21 protein-coding genes and 1 riboswitch are annotated in these 26,986 nt (G+C 55.3%); of the genes, 7 read left to right on the top strand and 14 right to left on the bottom strand.

The genetic code is table 11. The features are described 5' to 3' along the window. Window positions 1-21: 21 nt before the first annotated feature. Window positions 22-903 carry a glutamate racemase gene (murI, locus tag HMPREF0201_RS21815; RefSeq protein WP_071704125.1) on the bottom strand — a complete coding sequence of 294 codons (882 nt, stop codon included), beginning with the start codon at window positions 901-903 and terminating at the stop codon, window positions 22-24. After that, entirely contained in the window at window positions 848-2,695 is a 1,848-nt protein-coding gene (btuB, locus tag HMPREF0201_RS21810; RefSeq protein WP_039899482.1) for a TonB-dependent vitamin B12 receptor BtuB, read from the bottom strand. Before btuB ends, murI begins: the two co-directional genes overlap by 56 nt. 69 nt (window positions 2,696-2,764) lie before the next feature. Then, a riboswitch (cobalamin riboswitch) is annotated at window positions 2,765-2,953 on the bottom strand. A gap of 132 nt (window positions 2,954-3,085) precedes the next feature. On the opposite strand from btuB, the gene trmA reads away from it, so the two are divergent. Continuing rightward, entirely contained in the window at window positions 3,086-4,186 is a 1,101-nt protein-coding gene (gene trmA, locus HMPREF0201_RS21805; RefSeq protein ID WP_016538950.1) for a tRNA (uridine(54)-C5)-methyltransferase TrmA, read from the top strand. A 42-nt stretch (window positions 4,187-4,228) separates the two neighbouring features. Here the strand turns inward: trmA and HMPREF0201_RS21800 are convergent, their stop codons facing one another. Continuing rightward, window positions 4,229-4,585, bottom strand: a complete 357-nt coding sequence (locus HMPREF0201_RS21800; protein ID WP_016538949.1) for a YijD family membrane protein — start codon at window positions 4,583-4,585, stop codon at window positions 4,229-4,231. 10 nt (window positions 4,586-4,595) lie between these two features. Then, the gene (gene fabR / locus HMPREF0201_RS21795) at window positions 4,596-5,237 is read right to left on the bottom strand and encodes an HTH-type transcriptional repressor FabR (protein ID WP_039899028.1); all 642 of its coding nucleotides are present in this window, start codon (window positions 5,235-5,237) and stop codon (window positions 4,596-4,598) included. 196 nt (window positions 5,238-5,433) lie between these two features. On the opposite strand from fabR, the gene sthA reads away from it, so the two are divergent. Beyond that, a complete protein-coding gene (gene sthA, locus HMPREF0201_RS21790; RefSeq protein WP_016538947.1) occupies window positions 5,434-6,834 on the top strand; it encodes a Si-specific NAD(P)(+) transhydrogenase in 1,401 nt (466 codons plus the stop codon). On the opposite strand, the gene oxyR is transcribed toward sthA, so the two are convergent. From oxyR to HMPREF0201_RS23475, 6 genes are all read right to left on the bottom strand, one after another. Further along, window positions 6,817-7,734, bottom strand: a complete 918-nt coding sequence (gene oxyR, locus HMPREF0201_RS21785; RefSeq protein WP_039899026.1) for a DNA-binding transcriptional regulator OxyR — start codon at window positions 7,732-7,734, stop codon at window positions 6,817-6,819. The genes sthA and oxyR overlap by 18 nt on opposite strands. Window positions 7,735-7,990: 256 nt before the next feature. Next, window positions 7,991-9,364, bottom strand: a complete 1,374-nt coding sequence (gene argH / locus HMPREF0201_RS21780) for an argininosuccinate lyase (protein WP_039899024.1) — start codon at window positions 9,362-9,364, stop codon at window positions 7,991-7,993. A 78-nt stretch (window positions 9,365-9,442) separates the two neighbouring features. Then, entirely contained in the window at window positions 9,443-10,660 is a 1,218-nt protein-coding gene (locus HMPREF0201_RS21775; protein ID WP_016538944.1) for an argininosuccinate synthase, read from the bottom strand. A 30-nt stretch (window positions 10,661-10,690) separates the two neighbouring features. Further along, window positions 10,691-11,467 carry an acetylglutamate kinase gene (gene argB / locus HMPREF0201_RS21770; protein WP_016538943.1) on the bottom strand — a complete coding sequence of 259 codons (777 nt, stop codon included), beginning with the start codon at window positions 11,465-11,467 and terminating at the stop codon, window positions 10,691-10,693. A gap of 16 nt (window positions 11,468-11,483) precedes the next feature. Further along, window positions 11,484-12,488 (bottom strand): N-acetyl-gamma-glutamyl-phosphate reductase, encoded by a 1,005-nt coding sequence (gene argC / locus HMPREF0201_RS21765; protein ID WP_016538942.1) that lies wholly within the window; start codon window positions 12,486-12,488, stop codon window positions 11,484-11,486. 9 nt (window positions 12,489-12,497) lie between these two features. Further along, the gene (locus HMPREF0201_RS23475) at window positions 12,498-12,623 is read right to left on the bottom strand and encodes a hypothetical protein (protein ID WP_016538941.1); all 126 of its coding nucleotides are present in this window, start codon (window positions 12,621-12,623) and stop codon (window positions 12,498-12,500) included. Between the two features lie 48 nt (window positions 12,624-12,671). Here HMPREF0201_RS23475 and argE point away from each other — a divergent pair, with 48 nt between their 5' ends. From argE to HMPREF0201_RS21750, 3 genes are all read left to right on the top strand, one after another. Next, a complete protein-coding gene (argE, locus tag HMPREF0201_RS21760; protein ID WP_039899019.1) occupies window positions 12,672-13,823 on the top strand; it encodes an acetylornithine deacetylase in 1,152 nt (383 codons plus the stop codon). A gap of 234 nt (window positions 13,824-14,057) precedes the next feature. Then, window positions 14,058-16,709, top strand: a complete 2,652-nt coding sequence (gene ppc, locus HMPREF0201_RS21755) for a phosphoenolpyruvate carboxylase (RefSeq protein ID WP_039899018.1) — start codon at window positions 14,058-14,060, stop codon at window positions 16,707-16,709. Window positions 16,710-17,042: 333 nt separating this feature from the next. Next, window positions 17,043-18,776, top strand: a complete 1,734-nt coding sequence (locus tag HMPREF0201_RS21750; RefSeq protein WP_016538938.1) for a phosphoethanolamine transferase CptA — start codon at window positions 17,043-17,045, stop codon at window positions 18,774-18,776. A gap of 64 nt (window positions 18,777-18,840) precedes the next feature. Here HMPREF0201_RS21750 and metF read toward each other — a convergent pair whose 3' ends face one another. The 3 genes from metF to metB all read right to left on the bottom strand — a co-directional run bounded on the left by metF (window position 18,841) and on the right by metB (window position 23,560). Then, window positions 18,841-19,731, bottom strand: a complete 891-nt coding sequence (gene metF / locus HMPREF0201_RS21745) for a methylenetetrahydrofolate reductase (RefSeq protein ID WP_016538937.1) — start codon at window positions 19,729-19,731, stop codon at window positions 18,841-18,843. A 233-nt stretch (window positions 19,732-19,964) separates the two neighbouring features. Beyond that, window positions 19,965-22,397 (bottom strand): bifunctional aspartate kinase/homoserine dehydrogenase II, encoded by a 2,433-nt coding sequence (locus HMPREF0201_RS21740; protein ID WP_016538936.1) that lies wholly within the window; start codon window positions 22,395-22,397, stop codon window positions 19,965-19,967. A 2-nt stretch (window positions 22,398-22,399) separates the two neighbouring features. Continuing rightward, window positions 22,400-23,560, bottom strand: coding sequence for a cystathionine gamma-synthase (gene metB / locus HMPREF0201_RS21735; RefSeq protein ID WP_016538935.1), 1,161 nt, complete (start codon window positions 23,558-23,560; stop codon window positions 22,400-22,402). Window positions 23,561-23,835: 275 nt separating this feature from the next. On the opposite strand from metB, the gene metJ reads away from it, so the two are divergent. Further along, complete coding sequence (metJ, locus tag HMPREF0201_RS21730; protein ID WP_008457553.1) at window positions 23,836-24,153, top strand: met regulon transcriptional regulator MetJ; 318 nt, start codon at window positions 23,836-23,838, stop codon at window positions 24,151-24,153. A gap of 106 nt (window positions 24,154-24,259) precedes the next feature. On the opposite strand, the gene rpmE is transcribed toward metJ, so the two are convergent. Next, a complete protein-coding gene (gene rpmE, locus HMPREF0201_RS21725) occupies window positions 24,260-24,475 on the bottom strand; it encodes a 50S ribosomal protein L31 (protein WP_016538934.1) in 216 nt (71 codons plus the stop codon). A 206-nt stretch (window positions 24,476-24,681) separates the two neighbouring features. On the opposite strand from rpmE, the gene priA reads away from it, so the two are divergent. Then, the gene (priA, locus tag HMPREF0201_RS21720; protein ID WP_039899015.1) at window positions 24,682-26,880 is read left to right on the top strand and encodes a primosomal protein N'; all 2,199 of its coding nucleotides are present in this window, start codon (window positions 24,682-24,684) and stop codon (window positions 26,878-26,880) included. The last annotated feature ends 106 nt before the right edge of the window (window positions 26,881-26,986 follow it).

The raw sequence follows: 26,986 nt of genomic DNA, 5'->3' as shown, positions 1-26,986 counted from the left end.
CCCCTAATTTGAAAAAAATGTTTAAGCGTCGCTTTTTTGCTCAGAATCGCCCTGAAGTGCCAGTTTTTCGAGCTTTTCGAAGCCATAACGTTGTAAAACGGGCATTAATTGCGCAGTCTCGGGCGTAAACGCCATACAATAAGCAATATTCTGATCCGCTGAAGAAGCATCGGGTGCTTCATGCTCCAACAACCAAACGGTGCGCCTTGCAATTGCGGCCCCGGAATCAATCATCCTTGTACCTTCCGGCAATACTGCCAGCAGCTCTTCCTGTAATAGAGGGAAGTGGGTGCAGCCCAGCACGACGGTATCCGGCGGCTCGGCCATACGCAGCCACGGGCGCAAGATCCTGCGCAACTCGTCCAGCGATACCGGCTCACCGTGCAGCTTCGCCTCGGCTAACTCCACCAGCTCCGCTGAACCCAGCATTTCAATTTTGCACTCTGTGGCAAACCGAGAAATTAGCTCATGAGTATAAGGACGCTTTACCGTGCCGCGTGTTGCAAGCAGCCCCACAACGCCATTCGTCGTCAGGCGGGCGGCCGGTTTGATGGCAGGCACAACGCCAACTACCGGGAAGCCAAACTTTTCACGTAGCGCAGGGAGAGATACGGTGCTTGCGGTATTACAGGCGATAACGGCAAGAGCCAGAGGATATTGTTGCTGTACGGCAGTGACTATCGATACGACTCGCTCGACGATGAACTCTTCGCTTTTTTCGCCGTAAGGAAACGCCACATTGTCGAAAGCGTAGATGTAATGGAGATTCGGCAAAAGCTGCCGAATCTCATTGTAGACGGACAGCCCACCGACGCCGGAGTCAAAAACCAGCACGGTGGGATGTGCATCAGAAGGTGTAGCTGCCAGACAAGTAGTATTCCCGTCCTGCAGTATGGTAGCCATAAACCGTCTCGTAATCTTTATCGAACAGGTTAGCTATTCTACCACGAACGGTCAGTTGTGACGTGACTGGATATGACAAGGCAACGTCCCACAGGCTCACACCGCCCATTTTCACCGTTTGACCGGTGTTGTAGTCGGTGTCGTAACGTGACCCCAGGTAATGATACGTTACGCTCCAGTCTAAATCGTAAAGCTGCCAGTCAAGCTGGTACTTCACCTGTTGCTTAGCGCGGCGGGCCAGCGGTGCATCGGTCAGGCCGTTACGGGCATCAACATAGTCATAGCTGATACTATGCTGTACAGGCCCGGTATCGAAGGAAGCGGTACCTTCAATCCCTTTAATATTGGCCTTGCCGACGTTGTAATAGCTCAGCGTGTTATTGTTGAAGTCGATCAGGTTATCAATAAGGTTGCGATAACCAGAAACGCGCCAGTTCACACCCGAGGTCAGACCTTCAAATGCCCCTTCCCACTGGCGGCTTTCTTCTGGATTCAGATTTCTGTTCCCGTAGAAACCAAACAGCTGCCCCTGGTTTGGCGCCTTAAAGGCGGTACCGTAGGATGCAATAAAGCGATAGCCCTCTACGAATTCCCATGCGGCGCTGCTCTGCCAGGTCCCGTGATTGCCAAACTCAGAGTTATCATCATTACGTGCAGCGCCTTCGAAGGTGAAATCACCCAGTTTTTGCAGCGCGGTCAGATAGACACCGGTATTACGCTGGTCGTAGCCGTCGGTAACGTAGTTGGTACCCGGTTCGGTACTCTGCTTCTGCCAGTCAACGCCCGCACCTACGTTCCCGGCCCCGACATCAAGGGAGTTAGTCCACTGCAGGTTGTACTGCTTAATTTCGTCGAGAGTGGCGCTGGAGTCGTAGCGGCCAAGGCGCGGGTCGAAGTTGTAATCTTTGCTGTGGCCGTAGCTGGAGATCAGCTGTGAATGGAATATATCGTTATTAAAGCGCAGCCCGGTATCCCAGGTCTGGCTGTAGAGCTGTCGGGTATCCACCAGCTGATTTGGCGTGAAGCTGCTGTAGAAACCGTCATAAGCCGTGCGGTTATCGTAGCCGTAGCCGCGCACAAAGCCGCTCCACTGCTCAGAGAAATTATGCTCAAGCGCTCCGTACAGGGATTTGCTCATAAAGCCGTCGCGGTCAGGCTGGCGCAGGCCGCCGGTATTGCCATCCGCAACTACATCAAAGCCTTTGGTATACTCATAGTTACCCGCCAGGGTCACTCGCGTATTTTCTCCAAGCTTTTGCTGGGTGCTGGCATCATAGTTCTGGTAGCCATTCGATCCCATTCCCGCAGTCAGCGTCGTGCCGTCTTTATCCCGCGTGGTAATAATGTTGATAACCCCGCCGATCGCATCAGAGCCATAGACTGCTGAACGAGGCCCGCGAATGTACTCCACGCGCTGGACCAGAGAAACAGGGATTTGGCTGAGGTCGGAAGAGCCGGTCACGCCGGCCTGATTGAGGCGGATACCGTCGATAAGCACCAGCACGTGGCTGGAGTTAGTCCCGCGAACAAACACGGAGGAAAACTGGCCAAGTCCGCCGCTCTGCGCAATATCAACGCCAGGCAGGCGGCGCATCACGTCGGTCAGTGATTTTGACTGCCAGCGGTCGATGTCTTCGCGCGTCACCACGGAGTTCGGCGCCAGCACGCTGTTCACCGGCTGCTGAAAACGGTTAGCCGTTACCATCAGGGTATTATCGTTGTTGCTGTCCTGCGCCCAAACTGAAAAAGCCGTTGCGGACAGAGCCGTCAACAGCGAAACCTTCTTTATCATCATTTATATAAGCATCCGCTTTCGAATAGGATGCCGCAGATATGGCAGATAGCACGCGATAGCCATATCACTTGCGACGTCATTCCGGCAGGTCTTCGGGCTTGGGGGCTTTATTGAGATGAGGACTTCCCGCTTATATATAGAAAGCAGTGTCTGCGTTATGCATTCATCTCGCCGTTCCTTACCGCTGCGCGTCAGCCCCAGAATTACACTGGGTTCCCTTTTAACTCTCAGGAGGCCGGAAAAGCCATGCTACCGTTAGGCTTATAAAGATGTCCAGACTTCCCGCAGAACTTCTTATACCGATCGGGCTGGACATCGTGAGTTGAATCCCTACAATCGCCGCGTAGTTTATATTCACGTATTCATTGACCGACTGGATAGCTTGCCATGACCCCTGAACACCTCCCGACAGATCAGTACGACGCGCAATTGGCGGAAAAAGTCACTCGCCTGCAAGGCATGATGGCACCCTTTGCCGCGCCTGCCCCGGAGGTATTCCGTTCACCGGTGAGCCACTACCGCATGCGGGCCGAGTTTCGTATCTGGCATGAAGGCGACGACCTTTACCACATCATGTTCGACCAGCAGACCAAAAGCCGCATCCGCGTAAACAGCTTCCCGGCCGCCAGCGAGCTCATTAATGCCCTGATGCCTGCCATGCTTGACGGCGTGCGTGATATTCCGGCTCTGCGCCATAAACTGTTCCAGATTGACTATCTCACCACCCTGAGCAATCAGGCGGTAGTTTCTCTGCTTTACCACCGTAAGCTGGACGACGAGTGGCAGCTGCATGCTCAGGCGCTACGCGACAGCCTCCGTGCACGCGGTTTTAACGTGCACTTGATTGGTCGGGCGACCAAAACCAAGATTGAGCTGGACCAGGACTTCATCGATGAACGCCTGCCCGTCGCGGGCAAAGAGATGATTTATCGTCAGGTTGAAAACAGCTTTACCCAACCAAACGCGGCGATGAATATTCAAATGCTGGAATGGGCGCTGAACGCCACCCAACACTCCAGCGGTGACCTACTCGAGCTGTATTGCGGCAACGGCAACTTCTCTTTAGCGCTGGCGCGTAACTTTAATCGCGTGCTGGCGACGGAAATCGCTAAGCCATCGGTGGCGGCAGCACAGTACAATATTGCGGCCAATAACATCGACAACGTGCAGATTATCCGCATGGCAGCCGAAGAGTTTACCCAGGCGATGAACGGCGTCAGGGAATTTAATCGCCTGCAGGGCATCGACCTGAAGGGCTATCAGTGTGAAACCATTTTTGTCGATCCGCCGCGCAGCGGCCTCGATGCGGACACGGTGAAAATGGTGCAGGCATACCCAAATATTCTCTACATCTCCTGCAACCCGCAAACGCTTTGTGAGAACCTCGAAACGCTGTCTCAAACCCACGAGGTGGCAAGGCTTGCGCTGTTCGATCAGTTCCCCTACACGCACCATATGGAGTGCGGCGTGCTGCTCACTCGCAAATAAAAAAAGGACGCCACGGCGTCCTTCTCTCTTTTGTTTTTCTGATTACTCAGAAGTTTCCGGCTTGCGGGTTCTCAGCTTAAACATGATCCAGAACAGCACCACCACCGATAGAATCGAAGGCAGGAAGTTTGAGCCAATAGCCGGGTACTCCACGCGAACAACCGAGCTATAAAGCAGCACGCCCAGCACAAAACAGGCGGCGGCAAGGCTTGGCAGGCCTACCGGCATCGTGCGGTTAAGATAGCGGTGATGCAGGCAATAAACCGTCAGCACCAGCGCAATTATCGGGAAAATCGAGAACGGCACTACCGAGCTAAACAGCGCGGCAAAAGATCCGTTAATCGACAGGCCAGCGACAAACGCCAGCACCAGCGTACCTCTATCTTGTAACTGTTTCATTGCTCGTCCTTCACTCTTCGGAAAATTGAGCAAGCGCCATTTTTTCTTGTTCCCGGCGATACCAGTAGTAAGCCCCTTTCGAGATCATACGCAGCTGGAGCACCAGTCGCTCTTCGAGCTGACGACGCTGATCGATATCAACGTCCAGCGCTTCGGCGCCCGCACTAAAAACAATCGTGACCATCGCTTCTGCCTGCGCTTCGGTGAAGCTGCGGGGCATGCGGTTTTCGAGTTCTAAATAATCGGCAAGTTCCGCAATGAAGTGCTGAATTTCACGCGCTACCGCGGCACGAAAAGCCGCCGAGGTTCCCGAACGCTCGCGCAGCAGCAGCCTGAAGGCGTTGGGATTATTGCCGATGAATTCCATAAAGGTTGAGACCGACGTGCGGATAACGCTGCCGCCTTTTGCGATGCGCTGACGTGCCTGCCGCATCAGCTGGCGCAGCATCAGGCCACTCTCATCTACCATGGTAAGACCGAGTTCATCAACATCGCGAAAATGGCGATAAAATGATGTTGGAGCGATACCGGCTTCGCGGGCAACCTCTCGCAGGCTCAGGCTGGCAAAGCTTCTTTCGGCGCTTAGCTGGCTAAACGCGGCTTCTACCAAAGAACGCCGTGTTCTCTCTTTTTGTTGCGCTCTTACACCCATCATATTGCCTGAATCCTTCAAACAGAGCTGGAACTATATCAGAGAATCAAGCTACCGCTTTTATAGTGTATTGTGAATGATTGTTTACGCGATATTAACGCGCTGTAACGGTAAAAAGCACAACGGTAATTGGGTAATTCCCCGGTTGATGTTACCATCGTGTTGCCTTTATGTATAAAAACAGGTAAGTCATACCATGCCACAAACCTACGATTATGACGCAATAGTGATTGGTTCCGGTCCCGGGGGCGAAGGTGCCGCCATGGGTCTGGTGAAACAGGGAGCCAGGGTAGCGGTGATTGAGCGCTACCATAATGTCGGCGGCGGTTGCACCCACTGGGGCACCATTCCTTCGAAAGCCCTCCGACACGCCGTCAGCCGCATCATTGAATTCAATCAAAACCCGTTATACAGCGACCATACTCACCTTCTCCGTTCCTCTTTTGCCGATATCCTCAACCACGCTGATAGCGTGATTAACCAGCAAACCCGCATGCGCCAGGGCTTTTACGAGCGCAACCGCTGCGAGATGTTGCAGGGCGATGCGCATTTTGTAGATGAGCACACCATCGCGTTGCAATGCCACGATGGTTCGGTAGAAACCTATACCGCCGAGAAGTTTGTTATTGCCTGCGGCTCGCGTCCATACCGCCCGCCGGAAGTCGATTTCACCCACCCGCGAATCTACGACAGCGACTCCATTCTCAGCCTGCATCATGAACCGCGCCATGTGATCATTTATGGCGCGGGGGTCATCGGCTGCGAATATGCTTCTATCTTCCGCGGAATGAACGTAAAAGTTGACTTGATCAACACCCGTGACCGCCTGCTCGCCTTCCTCGATCAGGAGATGTCAGACTCTCTCTCCTACCACTTCTGGAATAGCGGCGTGGTGATTCGCCACAACGAAGAGTTCGAGAAGATTGAAGGCGTGGACGATGGCGTAATTGTCTCCCTGAAATCCGGCAAAAAAGTGAAGGCAGATTGCCTGCTGTACGCGAACGGGCGTACCGGGAACACGGATTCGCTGGCGCTGGAAAATATCGGTCTCGAAGCCGACAGCCGCGGGCTTATCAAGGTCAACAGCATGTACCAGACCGCGCTGCCGCACATTTACGCGGTGGGCGACGTTATTGGCTACCCGAGTCTGGCCTCTGCGGCCTACGACCAGGGGCGCATTGCGGCTCAGGCGTTGGTTAAAGGTGAGGCGACCGGCCATCTGGTAGAAGATATCCCAACCGGGATTTACACCATTCCTGAAATCAGCTCGGTGGGTAAAACCGAACAGCAGCTGACCTCAATGAAAGTGCCTTATGAAGTGGGCCGCGCGCAGTTCAAGCATTTAGCGCGAGCGCAAATTGTCGGCATGAACGTGGGGACGCTGAAGATCCTGTTCCACCGTGAAACAAAAGAGATTTTGGGGATCCACTGCTTTGGCGAGCGCGCGGCCGAAATCATTCACATCGGCCAGGCGATAATGGAGCAGAAAGGTGGCGGTAACACTATCGAATACTTCGTTAACACCACCTTCAACTACCCGACAATGGCGGAAGCCTACCGGGTAGCGGCGCTAAACGGCTTAAACCGCCTGTTTTAACGCCGAATCGAAATGGCCATCCATCTGCGTGCGGATGGCCTCTGCCAGCTGCTCATAGCGGCCGCGCAGCGGTGAACCCGGACGATAAACCAGGCCAACGGTACGCCGTGGTTCTGGTTTATAACATGGCAGATAGACTACGCCGTCGCGCTGGCGTTCCTGCGGTACGGCAAGCGCCGGCAGCAGCGTGATACCGCTCCCCGCGGCAACCATGTTGCGCAGCGTTTCCAGACTGGTGGCCCGGAAATGGGTATCTTCATCCGCTCCGGCTTCAAAACAGAAGCCCATAGCCTGGTCGCGCAGGCAGTGGCCGTCTTCCAGCATCAGCAGTTTTTCACCGGCCAGGTCAGACATCGGCACGCGGTCGCGGTTCGCCCACGGGTGATCCTGATAAACCGCCAGTACCATCGGCTCGTCAAACAGCGGCACTTCAATAAAGGCTTCACTCTCTTTCACCAGCGCCAGAATCGCACAGTCGAGCTTGCCGCTATCGAGCTGCGCCAGCAGCTGATGGGTCTGCGCTTCGTGCAGATACATTTCCAGCTTCGGGAAAGTCTGGTGCAGCATCGGAATAATTTGCGGCAGCAGATAAGGCCCGACGGTCGGGATCAGGCCGATATGCAGCGGACCTGACATCGCTTCGCCCTGCTGGCTCGCCATCTCCTTCAGCACTTTAACTTCACGCAGAACGGTACGCGCCTGATCAACCAGCAATAAACCTGCCTGGGTGAATAACACTTTGCGGCTGGTACGCTCCAGCAGCATTACGCCCAGCTCATCTTCCAGCTTGCGGATCTGGCCGCTCAGCGTGGGCTGACTAACGTGACAAGAATCCGCCGCGCGGCGAAAGTGGCGGTGCTCGGCCAGCGCCACCAGGTATTCAAGATCTCGAATATTCATTATCCATCCTCCTGCGCCACGATAGTTCATGGCGATAGATAGCATAGCAACGAACGATTATCCCTATCAAGCGATGTTGATGAATAATAGCCAGCAACAGCAGGTGCTTCACTCTACCTTACCCGGAAACGAAGCACCTGTTGCAGAGACTCTCTGTTCTCTGAACCTGACGAATTATTAAAGCCAACGTGAACTTTTAGCGGACATTATGTCCGCTTTTTTTTGTTCAAAATCTGAAGGGAGATTTGAAAGGAACTTACACCAGACGCTGTTTAGCCTCGGCAATCGCCAGAGCAACCTGAGTCGGCGAAACGCCGCCTTTTGCAGCTCGCTTATCCAGGCAGGACTGAAGCGACAGAATCGGATAAACATCGTCGCTAATCACCGGGCTGAATTTCTGTAAATCAGCCAGCGTCAGAGCTTCCAGCGCTTTCCCCTGCTTAATGGCCTCAACCACCGCTTCACCCACGATATGGTGAGCTTCACGGAACGGCACGCCTTTAGCAACCAGGTAATCAGCCAGCTCCGTCGCATTGGCATAGCCTTGCTCTGCGGCTTCTTTGCAACGCGGGCGCTTCACCTGAATGCCGTCCAGCACCAGTACCGACATATGCAGGCAGTCGAGCCAGGTATCGAGCGCGTCGAACAGGCCTTCTTTGTCTTCCTGCATATCTTTGTTATACGCCAGCGGCAGACCTTTCAGGGTCATCATCATGCCGGTCAATGCGCCCTGCACGCGGCCACATTTGCCGCGGATAAGCTCCAAAGCATCCGGGTTTTTCTTCTGCGGCATCAGTGAAGAGCCGGAAGTCACGCGGTCAGACAGCTCAACAAAACCGGCTTCCCCGGTGTTGAAGAAAATAAGATCTTCTGCAAAACGGGACAGGTGAACCATGCCGATAGAAGCATCAGACAGCAGCTCCAGAACATGATCGCGGTCGGAAACGCTATCGAGGCTATTGCGGGTCGCAGAAGCAAAACCTAACCAACCGGCCAGCTGCTCGCGGTCAATCTCATAGGCCGTTCCCGCCAGCGCGCCGCTGCCCAGCGGGCTAACGTCGAGCCGGGTCAGGGTACTTTGCAGGCGGCTTTCATCACGCGCCAGCATCTCAACGTATGCCAGGCACCAGTGGGCAAACGTCACCGGCTGCGCGCGTTGCAGGTGCGTATAGCCCGGCATTACGGCATCCTGGTTTGCGTCGGCAGTTTCCACCAGCGCCTGCTGCAGATGGCGAGTTGCCGCCAGCAGTTCGCTAATTTGCATTTTGCACCACAGCTTCAGGTCGGTCGCGACCTGGTCGTTGCGGCTGCGGCCGGTGTGGAGTTTTTTACCCAGCGCGCCCACCTTGTCGATAAGCTTGCCTTCCACCCAGCTATGAATATCTTCCGCATCGCTCTCGAGAATAACCTGCGGATTGGACTGCACTTCTTCCAGCAGCACGTTCAGCGCCTGCTCAAGCTGAACTTGCTCAGCCGCAGTCAGCACGCCCACGGTGACCAACGCTTTGGACCAGGCGACGGAACCTACGATGTCTTGCTCAGCCAGGCGGTAGTCAAAGCGTAAAGAGTCATTGAACTGCTTAAACCGCTGGTCTGCTGCCTGAGTAAAACGCCCACCCCAAAGTGCCATAGTCATGCTCCATTACATTATTGATGTTCATTTGCCCCTCACCCTCTCCCCATACGGGGAAAGAGTGAGGGTAAAAAATTACTTCTTAAGTTCGTTCAGCGCACGGATACGTGAAGAGAGCGAGAACAGGCGGATAAAGCCGCCAGCGTGGCTGTGATCGTATACTTCATCTTCGCCAAAGGTAGCGAACTCTTCGCTGTAGAGGCTGTTCTGAGATTTTTTCTGAACCGCAGTCACCTGGCCTTTGTACAGCTGAAGCACAACTTCGCCATTCACCTCTTCCGCCAGCGACTCGGCAGAAGCCTGCAGAGATTTACGCAGCGGCGCAAACCAGCGGCCATCGTACACCACGTAGGACATTTCCAGGCCCAACTGCTCACGCCATTTGAAGGAATCACGATCCAGCACCAGCTGCTCAACGCCGCGCAGAGCGGCCATCATGATAGTGCCCCCTGGGGTTTCATAGCAGCCGCGGGATTTAATCCCCACCAGGCGGTTTTCTACGATATCGATACGGCCAATGCCGTGTTTAGAACCGATGGCATTCAGCGTTTCCAGGCACTTGAACGGGCTCATGGCTTCGCCGTTAACGGCAACAACTTTGCCCTGCTTGACGGTAACGGTCACCTGCTCGGCCTGGTCCGGAGCTTCCTGCGGGTCAACGGTCCACACCCAGCAATCTTTGTTCGGGGCATTCCACGGGCTTTCCAGCACGCCGCCTTCGGTGGAGATATGCCACGCATTCTCGTCACGGCTGTAGATTTTTTCCAGCGACGCGGTGGTCGGAATATCGCGCTCTTTCAGGTAGTCGAGCAGCGCTTCACGGGAACGCAGGTTCCACTCACGCCACGGCGCTACCACTTTCAGGTGCGGAGCCAGCGCCGCCCATGTTGACTCAAAACGTACCTGGTCATTACCTTTGCCGGTCGCGCCGTGGCACAGCGCATCAGCACCGACTTTGTTTGCCACATCCACCAGCACCCTGGCGATCAGCGGGCGAGCCATAGAAGTGCCCAGCAGGTAGCTTCCCTCATACAGCGCACCGGTCTGCAATACCGGATAAACATAGTCGCTGATGAACTCTTCACGCGCATCCACCACGTAGCACTCGGAAGCGCCGGAGCGCAGCGCCTTCTGCTCAACGCCTTTCAGATCTTCACGATCCTGGCCGATGTCCACTACGCAGGCGACAACGTCGCAGCCGCCGTAGTTTTCTTTAAGCCATGGAATGATGGCTGAAGTGTCGAGGCCGCCAGAGTATGCGAGAACGATTTTTTTGATGCCGTGATTTTGCATTGTCTTGTCCTTGTTAAATCTATTCTTTGTCTATGCCAGAATCCGGGTGCCTATAGCCACGCCGTTGAATAAAGAGGGTAGCTGATCCGCGTGACGCCAGGAGGCGATATCAACCGGGCGTCCCAGGGTGCGGGCCGCATCCAGTGCCGCGTTTACTTTCACTATCATGCCGTCGGTAATAATGCCCTGCTGAATCAGCTGCTCGGCTTTGGCGGCGGTCATCTCGGCGATGCGCTGGCCTTTGCCGTCAAGAATGCCGCTTACATCAGACAGCAGGATCAGGTCTGCGCCCAACGTGGCCGCCAGTGCCGTCGCAGCCTGGTCGGCGTTAACGTTCATCAGCTCGCCTTCTGCGGTCACGCCGATAGAGCTAACAATCGGCAGGAAGCCGCCTTCCAGCAGCGTGTTGATAAGTTTTGGCGAACCCGGCTTAGCCAGCCCTACGTGCCCTAATGCTTCATCAAGCTGAGTCACCGTTACGCTATCGCCGTCACCCAGGCTAAGCCCAACACCGTTAATGCCGTGCTTCTTCGCCCACGCCAGCAGCGTCTTGTTGGCCGTACCGGCCAGAGCGCCGGTGATAATGTCTATCTGGTCAGCCGGGGTAACGCGCAGGCCGTTTTTCTTCTCTACAGGCAGCGCCAGCTTTTTCATCAGCTCGTCTACCAGGCAGCCACCGCCGTGGACGATAACCAGCGGGCGTTGATGCGCCTGACGGTAATTCACCAGCGCGGTAAACAGGCGCTCCAGCGCCTCTTCGCTATCCAGCAGCACGCCGCCTAATTTGATAATTAAAGGATTCATCATTTCACCCGACCGACGGTTAAATAAGAGACTGCGTTTCGGCGAAGCCAAAACGAATATTCAGGCACTGTACTGCCTGGGCCGCGGCACCTTTCAGGAGGTTATCCTCGGTTGCGACCACAATCAGATGCTCATCCTGCACGGCAAAGCCGATATCGCAGAACGGCAGGCCAACGACATTTTTCAGCGCCGGAACGCCCTTTTCGTAAAGGCGTACCAGCGGTTTATCGCCGTAGGCTTGAGTAAAAGCATCGACAATCTGCTGCTGGCTTACACCGGGCTTCAGGCGGCAGGTAATCGTCGCCAGAATGCCGCGCGGGAAGTTGCCCAGATGCGGAGTAAAGATAACCTGCGCCCCGAGATGGGCAGCAATTTCCGGCTGGTGCCGGTGATTAAAGATGCCGTACGGCTGCAAGCTAACTTCACAGAAGCTGTTAGCTATTGCCGCTTTACGGCCCGCGCCGCTGACGCCGCTGGTCGCATTGATAACCGGCCACTGGCTCAACTCCAACAGGCCTGCATCGATAAGCGGTTTTAACGCCAGCTGTGACGCCGTTGGGTAGCAGCCCGGCACCGCAATCAGCTTGCTCTGCTTAATCTTTTTGTTTTCCCACTCGGCCAGGCCATATGCCGCCTGTTCCAGCAGCTCAGGATGCTGATGAGTGAAACCGTAATAGCGCTGATAAAACTCGGCGTCGTTAACACGAAACGCGCCGGAGAGGTCGATAACCACGCAGCCCGCCGCGATGAACTGCGGCGCAAGGTCATGGCTGACTTCGTGAGCGGTGGCGAGAAACACCACGTCCACCCCTTTGCTAAACTCGCTGATGTCGGACATCGGCTGCAGCGGCAGATCAACGATGCCCTTTAATTGCGGGTGCAAATCAGATAACAATTTTCCTGCATCTGCACTTTGCGCTGAAACCGTCAAAGCGGTTATGTTCATATCAGGATGGCGATTCAAGTAGCTCACAAGCTCTGCGCCTGCATAACCGCTGGCACCCACAATCAGCGTATTCAACATCGGGGTCGTTCACCTTGTCTGGTCGGTCAATTCAGGGTGCAGCCAGAAGCTTTCACCCACGTCCGCAAGCGTGGTTTTATTCACCGGAACGCTTAACTGTTCCTTTACGCTCAACGTTATTGTATTTTTATTCATAATTACTGCATGAATATTGATACTATCCTAACCTAAGGCCTGTCAACAGTGAAGATGAAATTACCGCCTTTTATCGAGATCTACCGCGCTCTGATCGCGACTCCCTCCATCAGCGCCACCGATAGCGCGCTGGATCAGAGCAATGAGTCTTTAATCAATTTACTGGCAGGTTGGTTCCGCGACCTCGGTTTTAGCGTCGAAATCCAGCCCGTTCCCGGCACGCGCAATAAATTTAATATGCTGGCGAGTACCGGCCAGGGCGCCGGCGGCCTGCTGCTGGCGGGGCATACGGATACCGTTCCGTTTGATGACGGCCGCTGGACGCGCGACCCGTTTAGCCTGACCGAACACGACAATAAGCTTTACGGCCTGGGCACCGCGGACATGAAGGGCTTCTTCGCCTTTATTCTGGATGCGCTGCGCGACGTGGATGTGACAACCCTGAAAAAGCCGCTCTACGTGCTGGCAACCGCCGATGAAGAAACCACCATGGCGGGCGCACGCTACTTCTCTGAAACCACCGCCCTGCGCCCGGACTGCGCAATTATTGGCGAACCAACCTCCCTGCAGCCGGTTCGCGCGCACAAAGGCCATATCTCGAATGCCATCCGCATTCTTGGCCAGTCCGGCCACTCCAGCGACCCGGCTCGCGGCGTAAACGCCATCGAACTGATGCATGACGCCATTGGCCACATCCTGACGCTGAGGAATACGCTGAAGGACCGTTATCACCACGATGCGTTCACCGTGCCATATCCGACCCTCAACCTCGGCCATATCAGCGGCGGAGACGCGGCCAACCGTATTTGTGCCTGCTGTGACCTGCATATGGACATTCGCCCGCTGCCGGGAATGACATTAAACGACCTTAACGGTCTGCTGAGCGAAGCATTAGAGCCGGTAAGCCAGCGCTGGCCGGGCCGCCTGACGATTTCCGAACTGCATCCGCCGATCCCGGGTTACGAATGCCCTCAGGATCATCATTTAGTTCAGGTCGTCGAAAAACTGCTGGGCGCGCAGACCGAAGTGGTGAATTACTGCACCGAAGCGCCGTTTATCCAGACCGTCTGCCCGACGCTTGTCCTCGGCCCCGGCTCCATCAACCAGGCGCATCAGCCGGATGAATACATCGAAACGCGCTTTATTGAGCCGACCAGAAAATTAATTACCCAGGTGGTTCATCATTTTTGCTGGCATTGATAAATAGCGGGAAAGGGGGTTTTTACCCCCTTTTTATCTGGTTTTACCGCTATTCTTATAAGAAATGCTTATGAGCGAAGTTGGTAATTAAATTTCATAAATTCGCGTCATTTCTTCGTTTGCTGAAACGATTTCGTAGCAATTGACGAATGGGTAGCGACGTGGCTTTATAAAAGGCGGTGTTGAACCTTCACGGGTGAAATTAAGTTACATATTAGATTGGGCTGGAGTCATATGAACGAACGCTATTCTGCTTTGCGAAGTAATGTCAGCATGCTCGGTAAACTGCTCGGAGATACCATCAAAGATGCGCTGGGAGAGAATATTCTCGACCGCGTTGAAACTATCCGTAAGTTATCCAAGTCCTCCCGCGCCGGTAACGAAGCGAATCGTCAGGAGCTGCTGAGCACGCTGCAGAACCTCTCAAATGATGAACTGCTGCCCGTCGCCCGCGCCTTTAGCCAGTTCCTTAATCTCGCCAACACCGCAGAGCAGTACCACAGCATCTCCGCGACGGGTGAAGCAGCAAGCAACCCGGAAGTTATCGCTAAGACGCTGCAAAAATTAAAGAACCAGCCCGATATCAGCGAAGCCGCTATCCGCGAAGCCGTTGAGTCTCTCTCTCTTGAGCTGGTTCTGACCGCCCACCCGACGGAAATTACCCGCCGTACCCTGATTCACAAGCTGGTTGAGGTTAATAGCTGTCTCAAGCAGCTCGACCACAGCGACCTCGCGGACTACGAACGCAACCAAATCATGCGCCGCCTGCGCCAGCTGGTTGCCCAGGCCTGGCATACCGATGAGATTCGTAAGCATCGCCCTTCACCGGTGGACGAAGCCAAATGGGGCTTTGCGGTGGTGGAAAATAGCCTCTGGGAAGGGGTGCCAAACTACCTGCGCGAGCTAAACGAACAGCTCGAAGAGAACCTGAACTACAAGCTGCCGGTGGATTTCGTACCGGTGCGCTTCACATCCTGGATGGGCGGTGACCGCGACGGCAACCCGAACGTCACCTCAGAAATCACGCGCCATGTGCTGCTGCTTAGCCGCTGGAAAGCAACCGATCTGTTCCTGCGTGATATCGCCGTACTGGTTTCCGAACTTTCGATGGTGGAATGCACCGACGAACTGAGCGAGCTGGCAGGGCCGGACGCCGGGCAGGAACCTTACCGCCACATCATGAAAGGCCTACGTCAGCAGCTGCTGGCCACCCAGGCCTGGCTCGAAGCGCGCCTGAAAGGCCAGCGCCTGCCGAAACCGGAAGGTCTGCTGATCCAGAACGAGCAGCTGTGGGATCCGCTCTACGCCTGTTACCAATCCCTGCAGGCCTGCGGCATGGGCATTATCGCCAACGGCCAACTGTTGGATACGCTGCGCCGCGTGAAATGCTTCGGCGTGCCGCTGGTGCGTATTGATATCCGCCAGGAAAGCACCCGCCACAGCGAGGCGCTGGGTGAAATGACCCGCTATCTCGGCATCGGCGACTACGAAAGCTGGTCTGAAGCCGATAAACAAGCATTCCTGATCCGCGAACTGAACTCCAAGCGCCCGCTTCTGCCGCGCCAGTGGGAGCCAAGCGAAGACACCCGGGAAGTGCTGGACACCTGTAAAGTGGTGGCCGAAGCCCCTCGCGGCTCCATCGCAGCGTATGTGATTTCGATGGCCAAAACGCCGTCCGACGTGCTGGCCGTCCACCTGCTGTTGAAAGAAGCTGGCTGCACCTTCGCCCTGCCGGTTGCCCCGCTGTTTGAAACCCTCGACGACCTGAACAACGCCGACGATGTAATGACCCAGTTGCTGAACATCGACTGGTATCGCGGTTTTATCCAGGGCAAACAGATGGTCATGATTGGCTATTCTGACTCGGCAAAAGACGCGGGCGTAATGGCTGCATCCTGGGCGCAGTACGAAGCGCAGGATGCCCTGATTAAAACCTGCGAGAAGGCCGGCATTGCCCTGACGCTGTTCCACGGTCGTGGCGGCTCCATCGGCCGTGGCGGCGCTCCGGCTCATGCCGCGCTGCTTTCCCAGCCGCCGGGAAGCCTGAAAGGCGGCCTGCGTGTAACCGAACAAGGCGAGATGATCCGCTTTAAATACGGCCTGCCGGAAATCACCATCAGCAGCCTGTCGCTGTATACCAGCGCAATACTTGAAGCGAACCTGCTGCCGCCGCCGGAGCCGAAGAAAGAGTGGATCCATATTATGGAGTCGCTCTCAGCAACATCGTGCGAAATGTATCGCGGCTATATCCGCGAAAACAAAGACTTCGTTCCATACTTCCGCTCCGCTACGCCGGAGCTGGAATTAGGTAAACTCCCGCTGGGTTCACGCCCGGCCAAACGCCGTCCAAACGGCGGCGTAGAATCACTGCGTGCGATCCCGTGGATCTTCGCCTGGACGCAAAACCGCCTGATGCTTCCGGCCTGGCTGGGCGCGGGCGCCGCGCTGCAAAAAGTCGTGGAAGACGGTAAGCAGGATGAGCTTGAAGCCATGTGCCGCGACTGGCCGTTCTTCTCCACTCGCCTGGGCATGCTGGAAATGGTCTTCGCAAAAGCCGACCTGTGGCTGGCGGAATATTACGATCAGCGTCTGGTGAAGCCCGAGCTGTGGGCCCTGGGCAAGCAGCTTCGCGACCAGTTGGAAGCCGATATCAAAGTGGTGCTGGATATCGCCAACGACTCGCATCTGATGGCCGATTTACCGTGGATTGCCGAGTCGATTACCCTGCGTAATATCTACACCGACCCGCTTAACGTTCTGCAAGCCGAGCTGTTGCATCGTTCGCGCCAGTCTGAAGAGAAAGGTGAAGAACCGGATGCGCGCGTTGAGCAGGCATTGATGGTGACCATCGCTGGCGTAGCCGCCGGGATGCGTAATACCGGTTAATTGTTTTTGCGTCACACCCAAACCCCGCTTCGGCGGGGTTTTTTATTGCAGGCTAATTAAAAGGCTCATCATTATTTCAATTTACCTTAACTTCTTATTCTTCTTAAATAAAATGACAATAAACACTCAAAAATATCGCCACCGTAAATCGCAGTGGAACGAGCCTTAAATTCCGCTGTCATTGTTCCGACACATTTTCTATATTGTGCGCAAAAGTCACCCATTCATGGGTGGCTTTTTTCGTGATTACAAGCCACCGTAGCGTCCATAACTAAGGCTTACTTAAGGTTTTCTCATTACGGTTAATGATTATTTTATAGCACAGGCAAGAGTATGCACTTCACACAGAATCATTCTGAACGAAAGTTCAGTTTAAAAGCCCTTGGATGGGTTTTGCTCTATTTTTGGTACTTCTCTTCGGTTCTTCAGGTTGCCATTTTAGCCACGGGATACAGCGGTACAACCGGCTTACGTGATTCCCTGCTGTTCAGCTCGCTGTGGTTTATTCCTGTATTTCTTTTCCCACAGCGCACCAGGATTATTGCCGCCGTTATCGGTGTCGTATTATGGGCGGCCTCAATTGCCGCACTGGGCTACTATGTGGTTTACGGGCAGGAGTTTTCGCAAAGCGTTCTGTTTGTAATGTTTGAAACCAACGCCAATGAAGCCAGCGAATACCTCAGCCAGTATTTCAGCCTGAAATTGCTGCTCATCACGCTTGCCTACACCCTGGTGGCGATACTGCTGTGGACTCGCCTGCGCCCGGTCTATATTCCAAACCCATGGCGCTGGCTGGTTTCCTTCGCGATCCTGTTCGGCCTGATCCTCAATCCGGTCGGCAAAGAGTGGCTTATCAAAAAGAGCAGCCTGGCCGATGCTTTCTCCAGCATCTCCTACCGCCTGGAGCCTGCGGCACCGTGGCAGTTCATCGTGGCTTATACCGAATATCGCCAGCAGCTGGACAGCCTGAACAGCATGCTCAGCACCAACAATGCGCTGCCGCCGCTGGCAAACATGAAAGACGCTTCCGGCAACGAGCCGCGCACGCTGGTTCTGGTCATTGGCGAGTCCACGCAGCGCGGCCGTATGAGCCTGTACGGCTATCATCGCCAGACCACGCCTGAGCTGGATGAGTTACATAAAACCGACCCGCAGATGACCGTCTTCAATGACGTAGTGACTTCGCGTCCTTACACCATTGAAATTCTTCAGCAGGCGCTGACGTTCGCGGACGAAAAAAATCCGGACCTCTACCTGACCAAACCGTCGCTGATGAACATGATGAAGCAGGCCGGGTATAAAACCTTCTGGATAACCAACCAGCAGACGATGACCGAGCGAAACACCATGCTGGCGGTGTTCTCGAAGCAGACCGACAAGCAATATTACATGAACCAGCAGCGCACCCAGAGCGCACGCGAATATGACACCAACGTGCTGGCACCGTTTAAAGAAGTATTAGCCGACCCGGCGCCGAAGAAATTCATCGTCGTGCATTTGCTGGGAACCCATATCCGCTACGATTTCCGCTACCCGGAAAACTGGAACAAATTTGACGGTAAAACCGACGATTTACCGGCAGGGTTAAGCAAAGATCAGCAGGAAGCGTACAACAGCTACGACAACGCCAACCTGTTTAATGACCATGTGGTTGCTACCCTGATAAAAGACTTTAAGGCCAGCGATCCTAATGGCTTTATGCTCTATTTCTCCGACCACGGGGAAGAGGTTTACGACACCACGCCTCACCAGACCCAGGGGCGCAATGAAAGCAACCCAACGCGCCATATGTACACCGTGCCGTTTATCGTCTGGACATCGCCGACCTGGCAGCAGGCGCATCCGCGCGATTTCTCAACTGATGTGAACCGCAAATACAGCAGCTCACAGCTTATTCATACCTGGTCTGATTTGGCTGGCTTATCCTACGACGGCTATGATGAGACCCGCTCAATAACCAGCCCGCAGTTTGTTGAAGCAACCCGCTGGATTGGCAACCCGTATGAAAAGGGTGCGTTGAAAGATTACGACACGCTGCCTTACGGCAATGAGGTTGGCAATCAGTAATGATTTCGCCGATATAAACACAAAGCCCCGCTCATTAGCGGGGCTTTTTATTTTGGAACTGCACTCAAAGCGCGGGGCGAACGCCGAGCGTGTGGCAAATAGCGTAACTCATTTCCGCGCGGTTCAGGGTGTAGAAGTGGAAGTCCTTCACGCCCTCGCGGCTCAGGATCTTCACCATATCCATTGCGATATTCGCGCCGACCAGTTGGCGAGTTTCCGCGTCATTATCCAGCCCTTCAAACATCTGCGCCATCCACGCCGGAATTCTCACGTTGGTCATGTCGGCAAATTTCTTCGCCTGCCTGAAGTTAGACACCGGCAGGATGCCAGGAATAATTTCGACGTCAATCCCGGCAGCCACGCTGCGGTCGCGAAAACGCAGGTAGCTTTCAACATCAAAGAAGAACTGGGTAATCGCCCGGTTAGCACCGGCTTCGATTTTGCGCTTCAGATTCAACAAGTCTGACTGGGCGCTTTTGGCTTCCGGGTGCACTTCAGGATAGGCGGCAACGGAGATATCAAAGTCGCCCACGTCCTTCAGCAAGGCCACAAGGTCGGTGGCATAGAGCTCCGGTTTGCCGCTGCCGGGGGGCAGGTCGCCGCGCAGGGCAACAATATGGCGAATGCCGTTGTCCCAGTAGTCCTTCGCAATGGTTTGCAGCTCATCGCGAGTAGCATCCACGCAGGTCAGATGCGGTGCCGCTTCCAGGCCGGTACGTTCTTTAATGCCTTTAATGATGCTGTGGGTGCGGTCTCGCTCGCCGGAGTTCGCGCCGTAGGTAACGGAAACAAATTTGGGCTTCAGGCTGCTAAGACGGTCAATTGAGCGCCACAGAGTCTGCTCCATTTCACTGGTACGCGGCGGGAAAAACTCAAAAGAAACGTTAATCTGCCCGGCAACTTCGGCCAGACTCTGGTTCAGCGCTTCCCGCTGGTTGGCGTGAAAAAAGCTCATACCCTTACCTCTTCAATCGCATCGTTATCGTGTGTTTTTATGCCTACTGCCACCCAGACGTTTAGACGTCCAGATAGAAAGATGACCGAAAAGAACAAAGGCGTCAACAGAAATATCATTACTGGGAGTGGAGGAATTCTCACTCAAGATGAATTTTTTTCAGGACGGGGAGAAGGTGTGAAGCGAAAATGGAGGATAACTGGCCCTCTCCCGGAAGAAGAGGGCCAAAATAGCTACAGCAGTTGCGCCAGTCGGTTTAAATCAGACTGAATAGCGCCTGCCGTCACATCACGGCCTGCGCCAGGCCCGCGGATAACCAGCGGATTATCGCGATACCAGCGGCTTTCGATGGCGAATACGTTATCGCACGGCAGCAGAGCGGCCAAAGGATGCTCAGGGCGCACAGCCTCAACGCCAACGCGCGCTTTGCCGTTCGCATCGAACCGCGCCACATAACGCAGCACCAGCCCCATTTCCTGAGCCGCTTCCAGGCGCTGCACCATCTGGTCGTTCAGCTCGTCGCCGTTTTCAAAGAAATGATCGATGGAGCCACCTTCACAACCCGCAGGCACTAAAGACTCCACGCGCACCTGATCCGGCTCAATGTCGTAACCCGCTTCGCGGGCAAGGATCACCAGCTTACGCATCACATCTTTACCGGACAGATCAACTCGCGGGTCCGGCTCGGTCAGCCCCTGCTGCCAGGCCTGATCCACCAGCTCGGTAAACGGAACCGTGCCGTCGAATTGCAGGAACAGCCAGGAGAGCGTGCCGGAGAAAATACCGCTGATGGCAAGAATCGCGTCACCGCTGTCGCGCAGGTCACGCACCGTGTGGTTAACCGGCAGGCCTGCACCTACCGTCGCGTTGTACAGCCAGTGACGCCCCGTTTTCTCAAACGCATCACGAATCTGGCGGTACTTATGTCCGTTCCCTGCCCCGGCCAGCTTATTGGCGCTGATCACATGGAAGCCGTGGCTGGCGAAATCAAGATACTGATCGGCAAGCTGCTCGCTGGCGGTCACGTCCAGCACCACTAAATCGTCATAAGGGTGGGCGCGCATCCACAGGAATAGTGATTCTTCATCCTGCTCAACGGCCTCGTCGTTAAAGAACGCCAGCGCGCGGCTGGCATCCAGCCCTTCATAATTCAGCAGGCTGCGGCTGCTGTCCACAACCCCGGCCAGCACAAATTCAAAGCCGGTCCTCGCGGAGAGGATTTCCTGCTCGCGGGCAAACAGCTCAAGCCAGCGGGAGCCGATGTTGCCTTTTCCGAACAGCATCAGGCCAATGCGCTTCTCGGCGCGGAACAGCGACTTGTGCAGCCCCTGAATCAGGCTTTCGGTCGGGCCAACCCGCAGCACCGCAACCAGGCTGATGCCGTCTTCGGACTGCCAGATAAACTCAACCGGATGATCTTTTAACTGCTGCCAGAAACGGTGGCTGTGCAGCGGATTGCGGCAAACACCTGCCCCGACCATCGCTACCAGCGCCAGCCCTTCCCGCAGACGCAGTTCGCCCTGCAAAGCAGCATCCTGCAGAATGTGCAGCGCACTTCCGGCTACTTCCGAGGTATAGCAAAGCTGGAGCAGGTTACGGTCAGGATGCACGCCAATAGAGAGCGGCCGCACCTGAGCGCGTTTTAGAATCAGATCCAGCTCTTTTTGCGCCAGCTTGAAGTCCTGATGCGACGGCACCTGGTACTCAATCAGGCAAACGTCGTCGTGGCTGGTAACAATACGTGCGCCGGTACCGGAAGCGAGTACACGCTCAATGCGTGTGGAACCCTGTTCCGGGGAATAACTGCAGCGCAATTGAAGATCGATATCGCTGCCGGAGACCGGCTGCAAAGTACGGGCGTGCAGCACCGGAGCGGCAAGGCGAGCCAGCTCGCTGGCTTCGTCAAGGCGCAGCAGCGGCAGCAGGCAGGCATCTTTCACTTTGCGTGGATCCGCGCTGTAAACGCCGGCTACGTCGCTCCAGATGGTCACGCGGGAAACCCCGGCCAGCGCGCCAATTTGCGTGGCGGAATAGTCGGAGCCGTTACGGCCCAGCAGCACGGTTTCACCGGCTTCGTTGCTACAGATAAAGCCGGTCACCACCAGGCGTTTATTCGGATGCTGGGCAAGCAGGTTTTGCAGCAGCGGCCAGGAGCGCCCTTCATCGACCTGCGGCTGCGCAGCACGCTCGGCACGCATAAAATCGCGCGCATCCAGCCATGCGGCTTCTACGCCTTGTAAATTCAACACCGCCGACATCAGGCGTGCAGACCAGACTTCACCGTGCCCAACCACTTCGGCGTAGACCGCATCGGTCATTTTGCCATCCAGCAGGCCAGCGAGGCGCTCCAGATCGTGGACAAAATCGCTAATCAGGCCGTCGGCAATATCCGGCGGCAGCAGTCCGCCGATAAGGTCGCTCTGATAGCGACGCAGCGTCTGCTGAACCTGATGGGCGGAAAGCCTGTCGCTCTGGCTCAACTTGAGCCAGTTAATCAACTGGTTAGTAGTACTACCGGCGGCCGAAACCACCATCATGTCACCCGGTCTGGAATACTCGGTCATGATACCCGCCACGCGCAGGTAACACTTCACATCGGCGAGACTGCTGCCACCAAACTTGTGCAGTTGACGAACCGGCGTCCCTGCTGGTGCTGAAACACTCATGCTTACCCCTCGGCAGCGACCCGGAAGGCATTTTCCAGATCGGCAATTAAATCTTCACTATCTTCTATACCCGTTGAAACACGTAGCAGCGTCTCAGAAATACCGGCGGCGGCACGCGCCTCCGGAGCCATGCCCGCATGGGTCATGGTTGCGGCGTGAGAAATCAGACTCTCAACGCCCCCCAGCGATTCCGCCAGGGTAAACAGCGACAGGCCGCTCAGGAAACGACGTAGCGTTTGCTCATCGCCGTCCAGTTCAAAACTCAGCATCGCCCCAAAGCCTTTTTGCTGGCGAGCGGCAATCTCGTGGCCCTGGTTTTCCGGCAGGGAAGGATGATACAGCTTTTTCACCAGCGGCTGCTGCTTAAGGAACTCAACAATCGCCTGGGCGTTACGCTGGGCCACTTCCATACGCGGCGACAGGGTACGCAGGCCGCGCAGCAGCAAATAGCTGTCAAACGCGCTACCGGTTACGCCGATATTATTCGCCCACCATGCCAGTTCGGTGACGATTTCAGGATCCTTCGCAATCACTACGCCAGCAACCACGTCCGAGTGGCCGTTAAGGTATTTGGTGCAGGAATGCAGCACCAGGTCGGCTCCCAGCTCCAGCGGATTTTGCAGCGCCGGACTCAGGAACGTGTTATCCACCACGCTAACCGCACCCGCTTCGCGAGCGGCGGCGCAGATTTTCGCAATATCTACGACGCGCAACAATGGATTACTTGGACTTTCTACCAGTACCAGCCTGGGTTTTTCCGCCAGCGCAGATTTTAAAGCTTCTTCGTTACCCTGATCGACGAATAAAACGCGATAAGCCCCACGTTTTGCAAGACTATCAAACAGGCGATAGCTGCCGCCATAGCAGTCATGAGGCGCTACCAGCAGATCGCCGGGCTTGAGGAACACCGTCGTCACCAGGTGAATCGCAGACATGCCGGTATTGGTCATTACCGCACCCGCGCCACCTTCCAGTTCCGCCAGCGCGCGCTGCACTACATCACGCGTCGGGTTGCCACGGCGCGAATAGTCATGGGCACGCGGCTCGTTGAAGCCGGTGAAGTTATAGGTGCTGGACAAATGGATAGGCGGAACGACGCAGCCGTACTGCTCGTCATCATTCAAACCGCTACGTACTGCTATAGTTGCCTGTTTACGCGTCATGGTGTTCCCGATCCTTGCTGGTCGAATAAAAGTCAGGCCTCAGAGTAAACAACCCCGATATAGACGTCAATACATCTGGACATCTAAACCTCTTTGCGTATAGATTGAGCAAAAGACAAATAGCCGTTAAAATTATGCGTTTTAGAGTGTATGTGTCTGAGTTTCGCGCTCGGTAAAGGGTTATCCTACGCTGTACACTAAAAGAGATAATCGTCAGCGCCGCGGGTATGCCCGGCTTTGGCACATTTTCATAGATTAAGAGGATTAGGTATCTCATGGCTGAATGGAGCGGCGAATATATCAGCCCCTACGCTGAGCACGGTAAGAAGAGTGAGCAAGTAAAGAAAATTACGGTTTCCATTCCTCTGAAAGTGTTGAAGATCCTCACCGACGAGCGCACTCGTCGCCAGGTGAATAACCTGCGTCATGCGACCAACAGTGAACTGCTGTGCGAAGCTTTTCTGCACGCATTCACCGGCCAGCCGCTGCCGAACGATGCTGACCTGCGTAAAGAACGCAGCGATGAGATCCCGGAAGATGCCAAGGTCATTATGCGTGAACTGGGTATCGATCCGGATACGTGGGAATATTAAGCTCGATGGTTAAGGCGCCGAAAGGCGCCTTTTCTTTATCCGTTTGCCGGATTGCGGGCACAAAAAAGGCACCCTTGGGTGCCTTTCTCTTTCCAGCTCGCGAAACTTATTTTTTCGCGCCTGGTACGCTGAAGCGCTTGTTGAAGCGATCAACACGGCCGCCGGTAGCAACATCACGTTGTTTACCAGTGTAGAACGGGTGGCATTCGCCACATACGTCCAGGTTCAGGTCGTGACCCGCGGTAGAGCGGATTTTGATAACGTTACCGCAAGAGCAGTTTGCAGTAATTTCTTCGTATTTAGGATGGATATCTTTTTTCATGGTAAACCTCGGTAAAGGCCGCGTCGCTCTTCCAGCCCTAACGCCAGACACCACGCGATGTTAATAATTAGGTTTTTTCGATACCAAAACTGCGCATCAAAGGCGGCGAATCATACAGAGATTAACCTGCCGGTGCAAACTGATCCGCATTTTTGCAAGCACACAGTGTACACTAATACGTCATTTTTTTCAGCCTGGACGCTTTCATGCCCGTAGCCCATGTCGCCCTGCCGGTTCCTCTGGCCCGCACCTTCGATTATCTGCTTCCCACGGGCATGCAGGTCAATGTCGGCTGCCGCGTGCAGGTGCCATTTGGCAAGCAGCGCCAGGCTGTCGGCATAGTTATGGCCGTCAGCGATAACAGCGATCTTCCTCTTGAGAAGCTCAAGCCGGTCGCCGATGTACTCGACGGCGTTTCGCTGTTCACCCCTTCTCTGTGGCGCGTTCTGCTGTGGTCGGCGGAGTATTATCATCACCCGATTGGCGAAGTGCTGTTTCACGCTCTGCCGATATTGCTTCGCCAGGGCAAACCCGCCCACCACGCTCCGCTCTGGTATTGGTTTGCGACCGAAGAAGGAAAAGCAGTCGATCTCAATAGCCTGAAACGTGCGCCCAAACAGCAGCAGGCGCTGGCGGCGCTGCGTCACAATATCATCTGGCGGCATCAAATTGGCGAGCTGGAGATAAACGAACCCGGCCTGCAGGCGCTGCGGACCAAAGGGCTGTGCGACCTGAAAAGTGCGGCCCCGGAAGAAGAGGACTGGCGTAAAAACTATTCCGTTGCCGGAGAGCGTTTAAGGCTGAATACCGAGCAGGCCACCGCCGTTGGAGCCATCCACAGCGAGTCCGACCATTTTTCCGCCTGGTTGCTGGCAGGTATCACCGGCTCGGGGAAAACCGAGGTTTACCTTAGCGTACTGGAGAACGTGCTGGCCCAGGGCAAGCAGGCGCTGGTTCTGGTTCCCGAAATTGGCCTGACGCCGCAAACTATTGCCCGCTTCCGCGAGCGTTTTAACGCCCCGGTTGAAGTGCTGCATTCCGGGCTAAATGACAGCGAAAGATTAAACGTCTGGCTGAAAGCACGCAGCGGCGAGGCGGCAATCGTTATTGGTACGCGCTCTTCGCTGTTTACCCCTTTCTGCCGCCTCGGCGTTATCGTTATCGATGAAGAGCACGACAGCTCCTACAAGCAACAGGAAGGCTGGCGCTATCACGCTCGCGATCTCGCCGTCTATCGCGCTCACGCAGAAGATATCCCCATCATCCTCGGTTCCGCTACGCCAGCGCTGGAAACGTTACATAACGTAGAGTTGGGGAAATATCGCCAGCTGCGGCTCACCAAACGAGCCGGAAACGCGCGGCCTGCACATCAGCAGGTAGTTGACCTGAAAGGCCAGCAGCTGAAATCAGGGCTGGCTCCGGCGCTGATCAAAAAGATAGGTGAGCACCTGGCCGCCGACAACCAGGTGATTCTGTTTCTTAACCGCCGGGGCTTTGCTCCTGCACTGCTGTGCCATGAGTGCGGGTGGATAGCAGAATGCACGCGCTGCGATCACTATTACACGCTGCACCAGGGGCAGCGGCATCTGCGCTGCCACCACTGCGATAGCCAGCGGGCCATTCCGCACCAGTGTCCTCAGTGCGGTTCAACGAACCTGGTCCCCGTGGGGATGGGTACGGAACAGCTTGAGCATAGCCTTGAGCCGCTGTTCCCGAACGTACCGATCTCCCGTATCGATCGCGATACCACCAGCCGCAAAGGGGCCCTCGAGCAGCAGCTTGCAGAAGTGCATCGCGGCGGGGCGCGTATCCTAATCGGCACCCAGATGCTGGCCAAGGGACACCACTTCCCTGACGTCACGCTGGTTGCGTTGCTGGACGTAGACGGAGCGCTGTTTTCGGCTGACTTCCGCGCCGCCGAGCGTTTTGCTCAGCTTTACGTTCAGGTTTCCGGCCGCGCCGGGCGTGCGGGAAAACAGGGTGAGGTGCTGCTGCAAACGCATCACCCCGACCACCCTCTGCTACAAACGCTGCTCACAAAAGGTTATGACGCTTTCTCCAGCCAGGCGCTCGGCGAACGTAAGACGGTGTTCTTACCGCCGTACACCAGCCATGTGCTCATCCGCGCTGAGGATCAGAATAACCAGCAGGCACCGCTGTTTTTACAGCAGCTTCGCAACCTGCTGGAAGCCAGCCCGCTGCGGGATGAACAGCTCTGGATTATGGGACCCGTTCCGTCGTTGCAGGCTAAACGCGGCGGCCGTTTCCGCTGGCAAATTTTGCTCCAGCATCCTTCCCGAGCGCGCCTGCAAAAGCTGGTTAGCCACTCGCTGGCTTTGGTTAATACGCTGCCCGAGGCGCGCAAGGTGAAATGGATGCTGGATGTCGACCCTATCGACGGCTAGTTATGAGAAGCGGATCGAAAAATCTAATGCTCATCACATTTCTTGTGAAAAAATTGTAACCGCTTACAGCCAACTTCTGCTAAGAATGTGATGACTGTCAGATACA

This window comes from Cedecea davisae DSM 4568, from assembly GCF_000412335.2.
Classification (GTDB): domain Bacteria; phylum Pseudomonadota; class Gammaproteobacteria; order Enterobacterales; family Enterobacteriaceae; genus Cedecea; species Cedecea davisae.
This window is presented reverse-complemented; position numbering and strand designations above follow the sequence as displayed.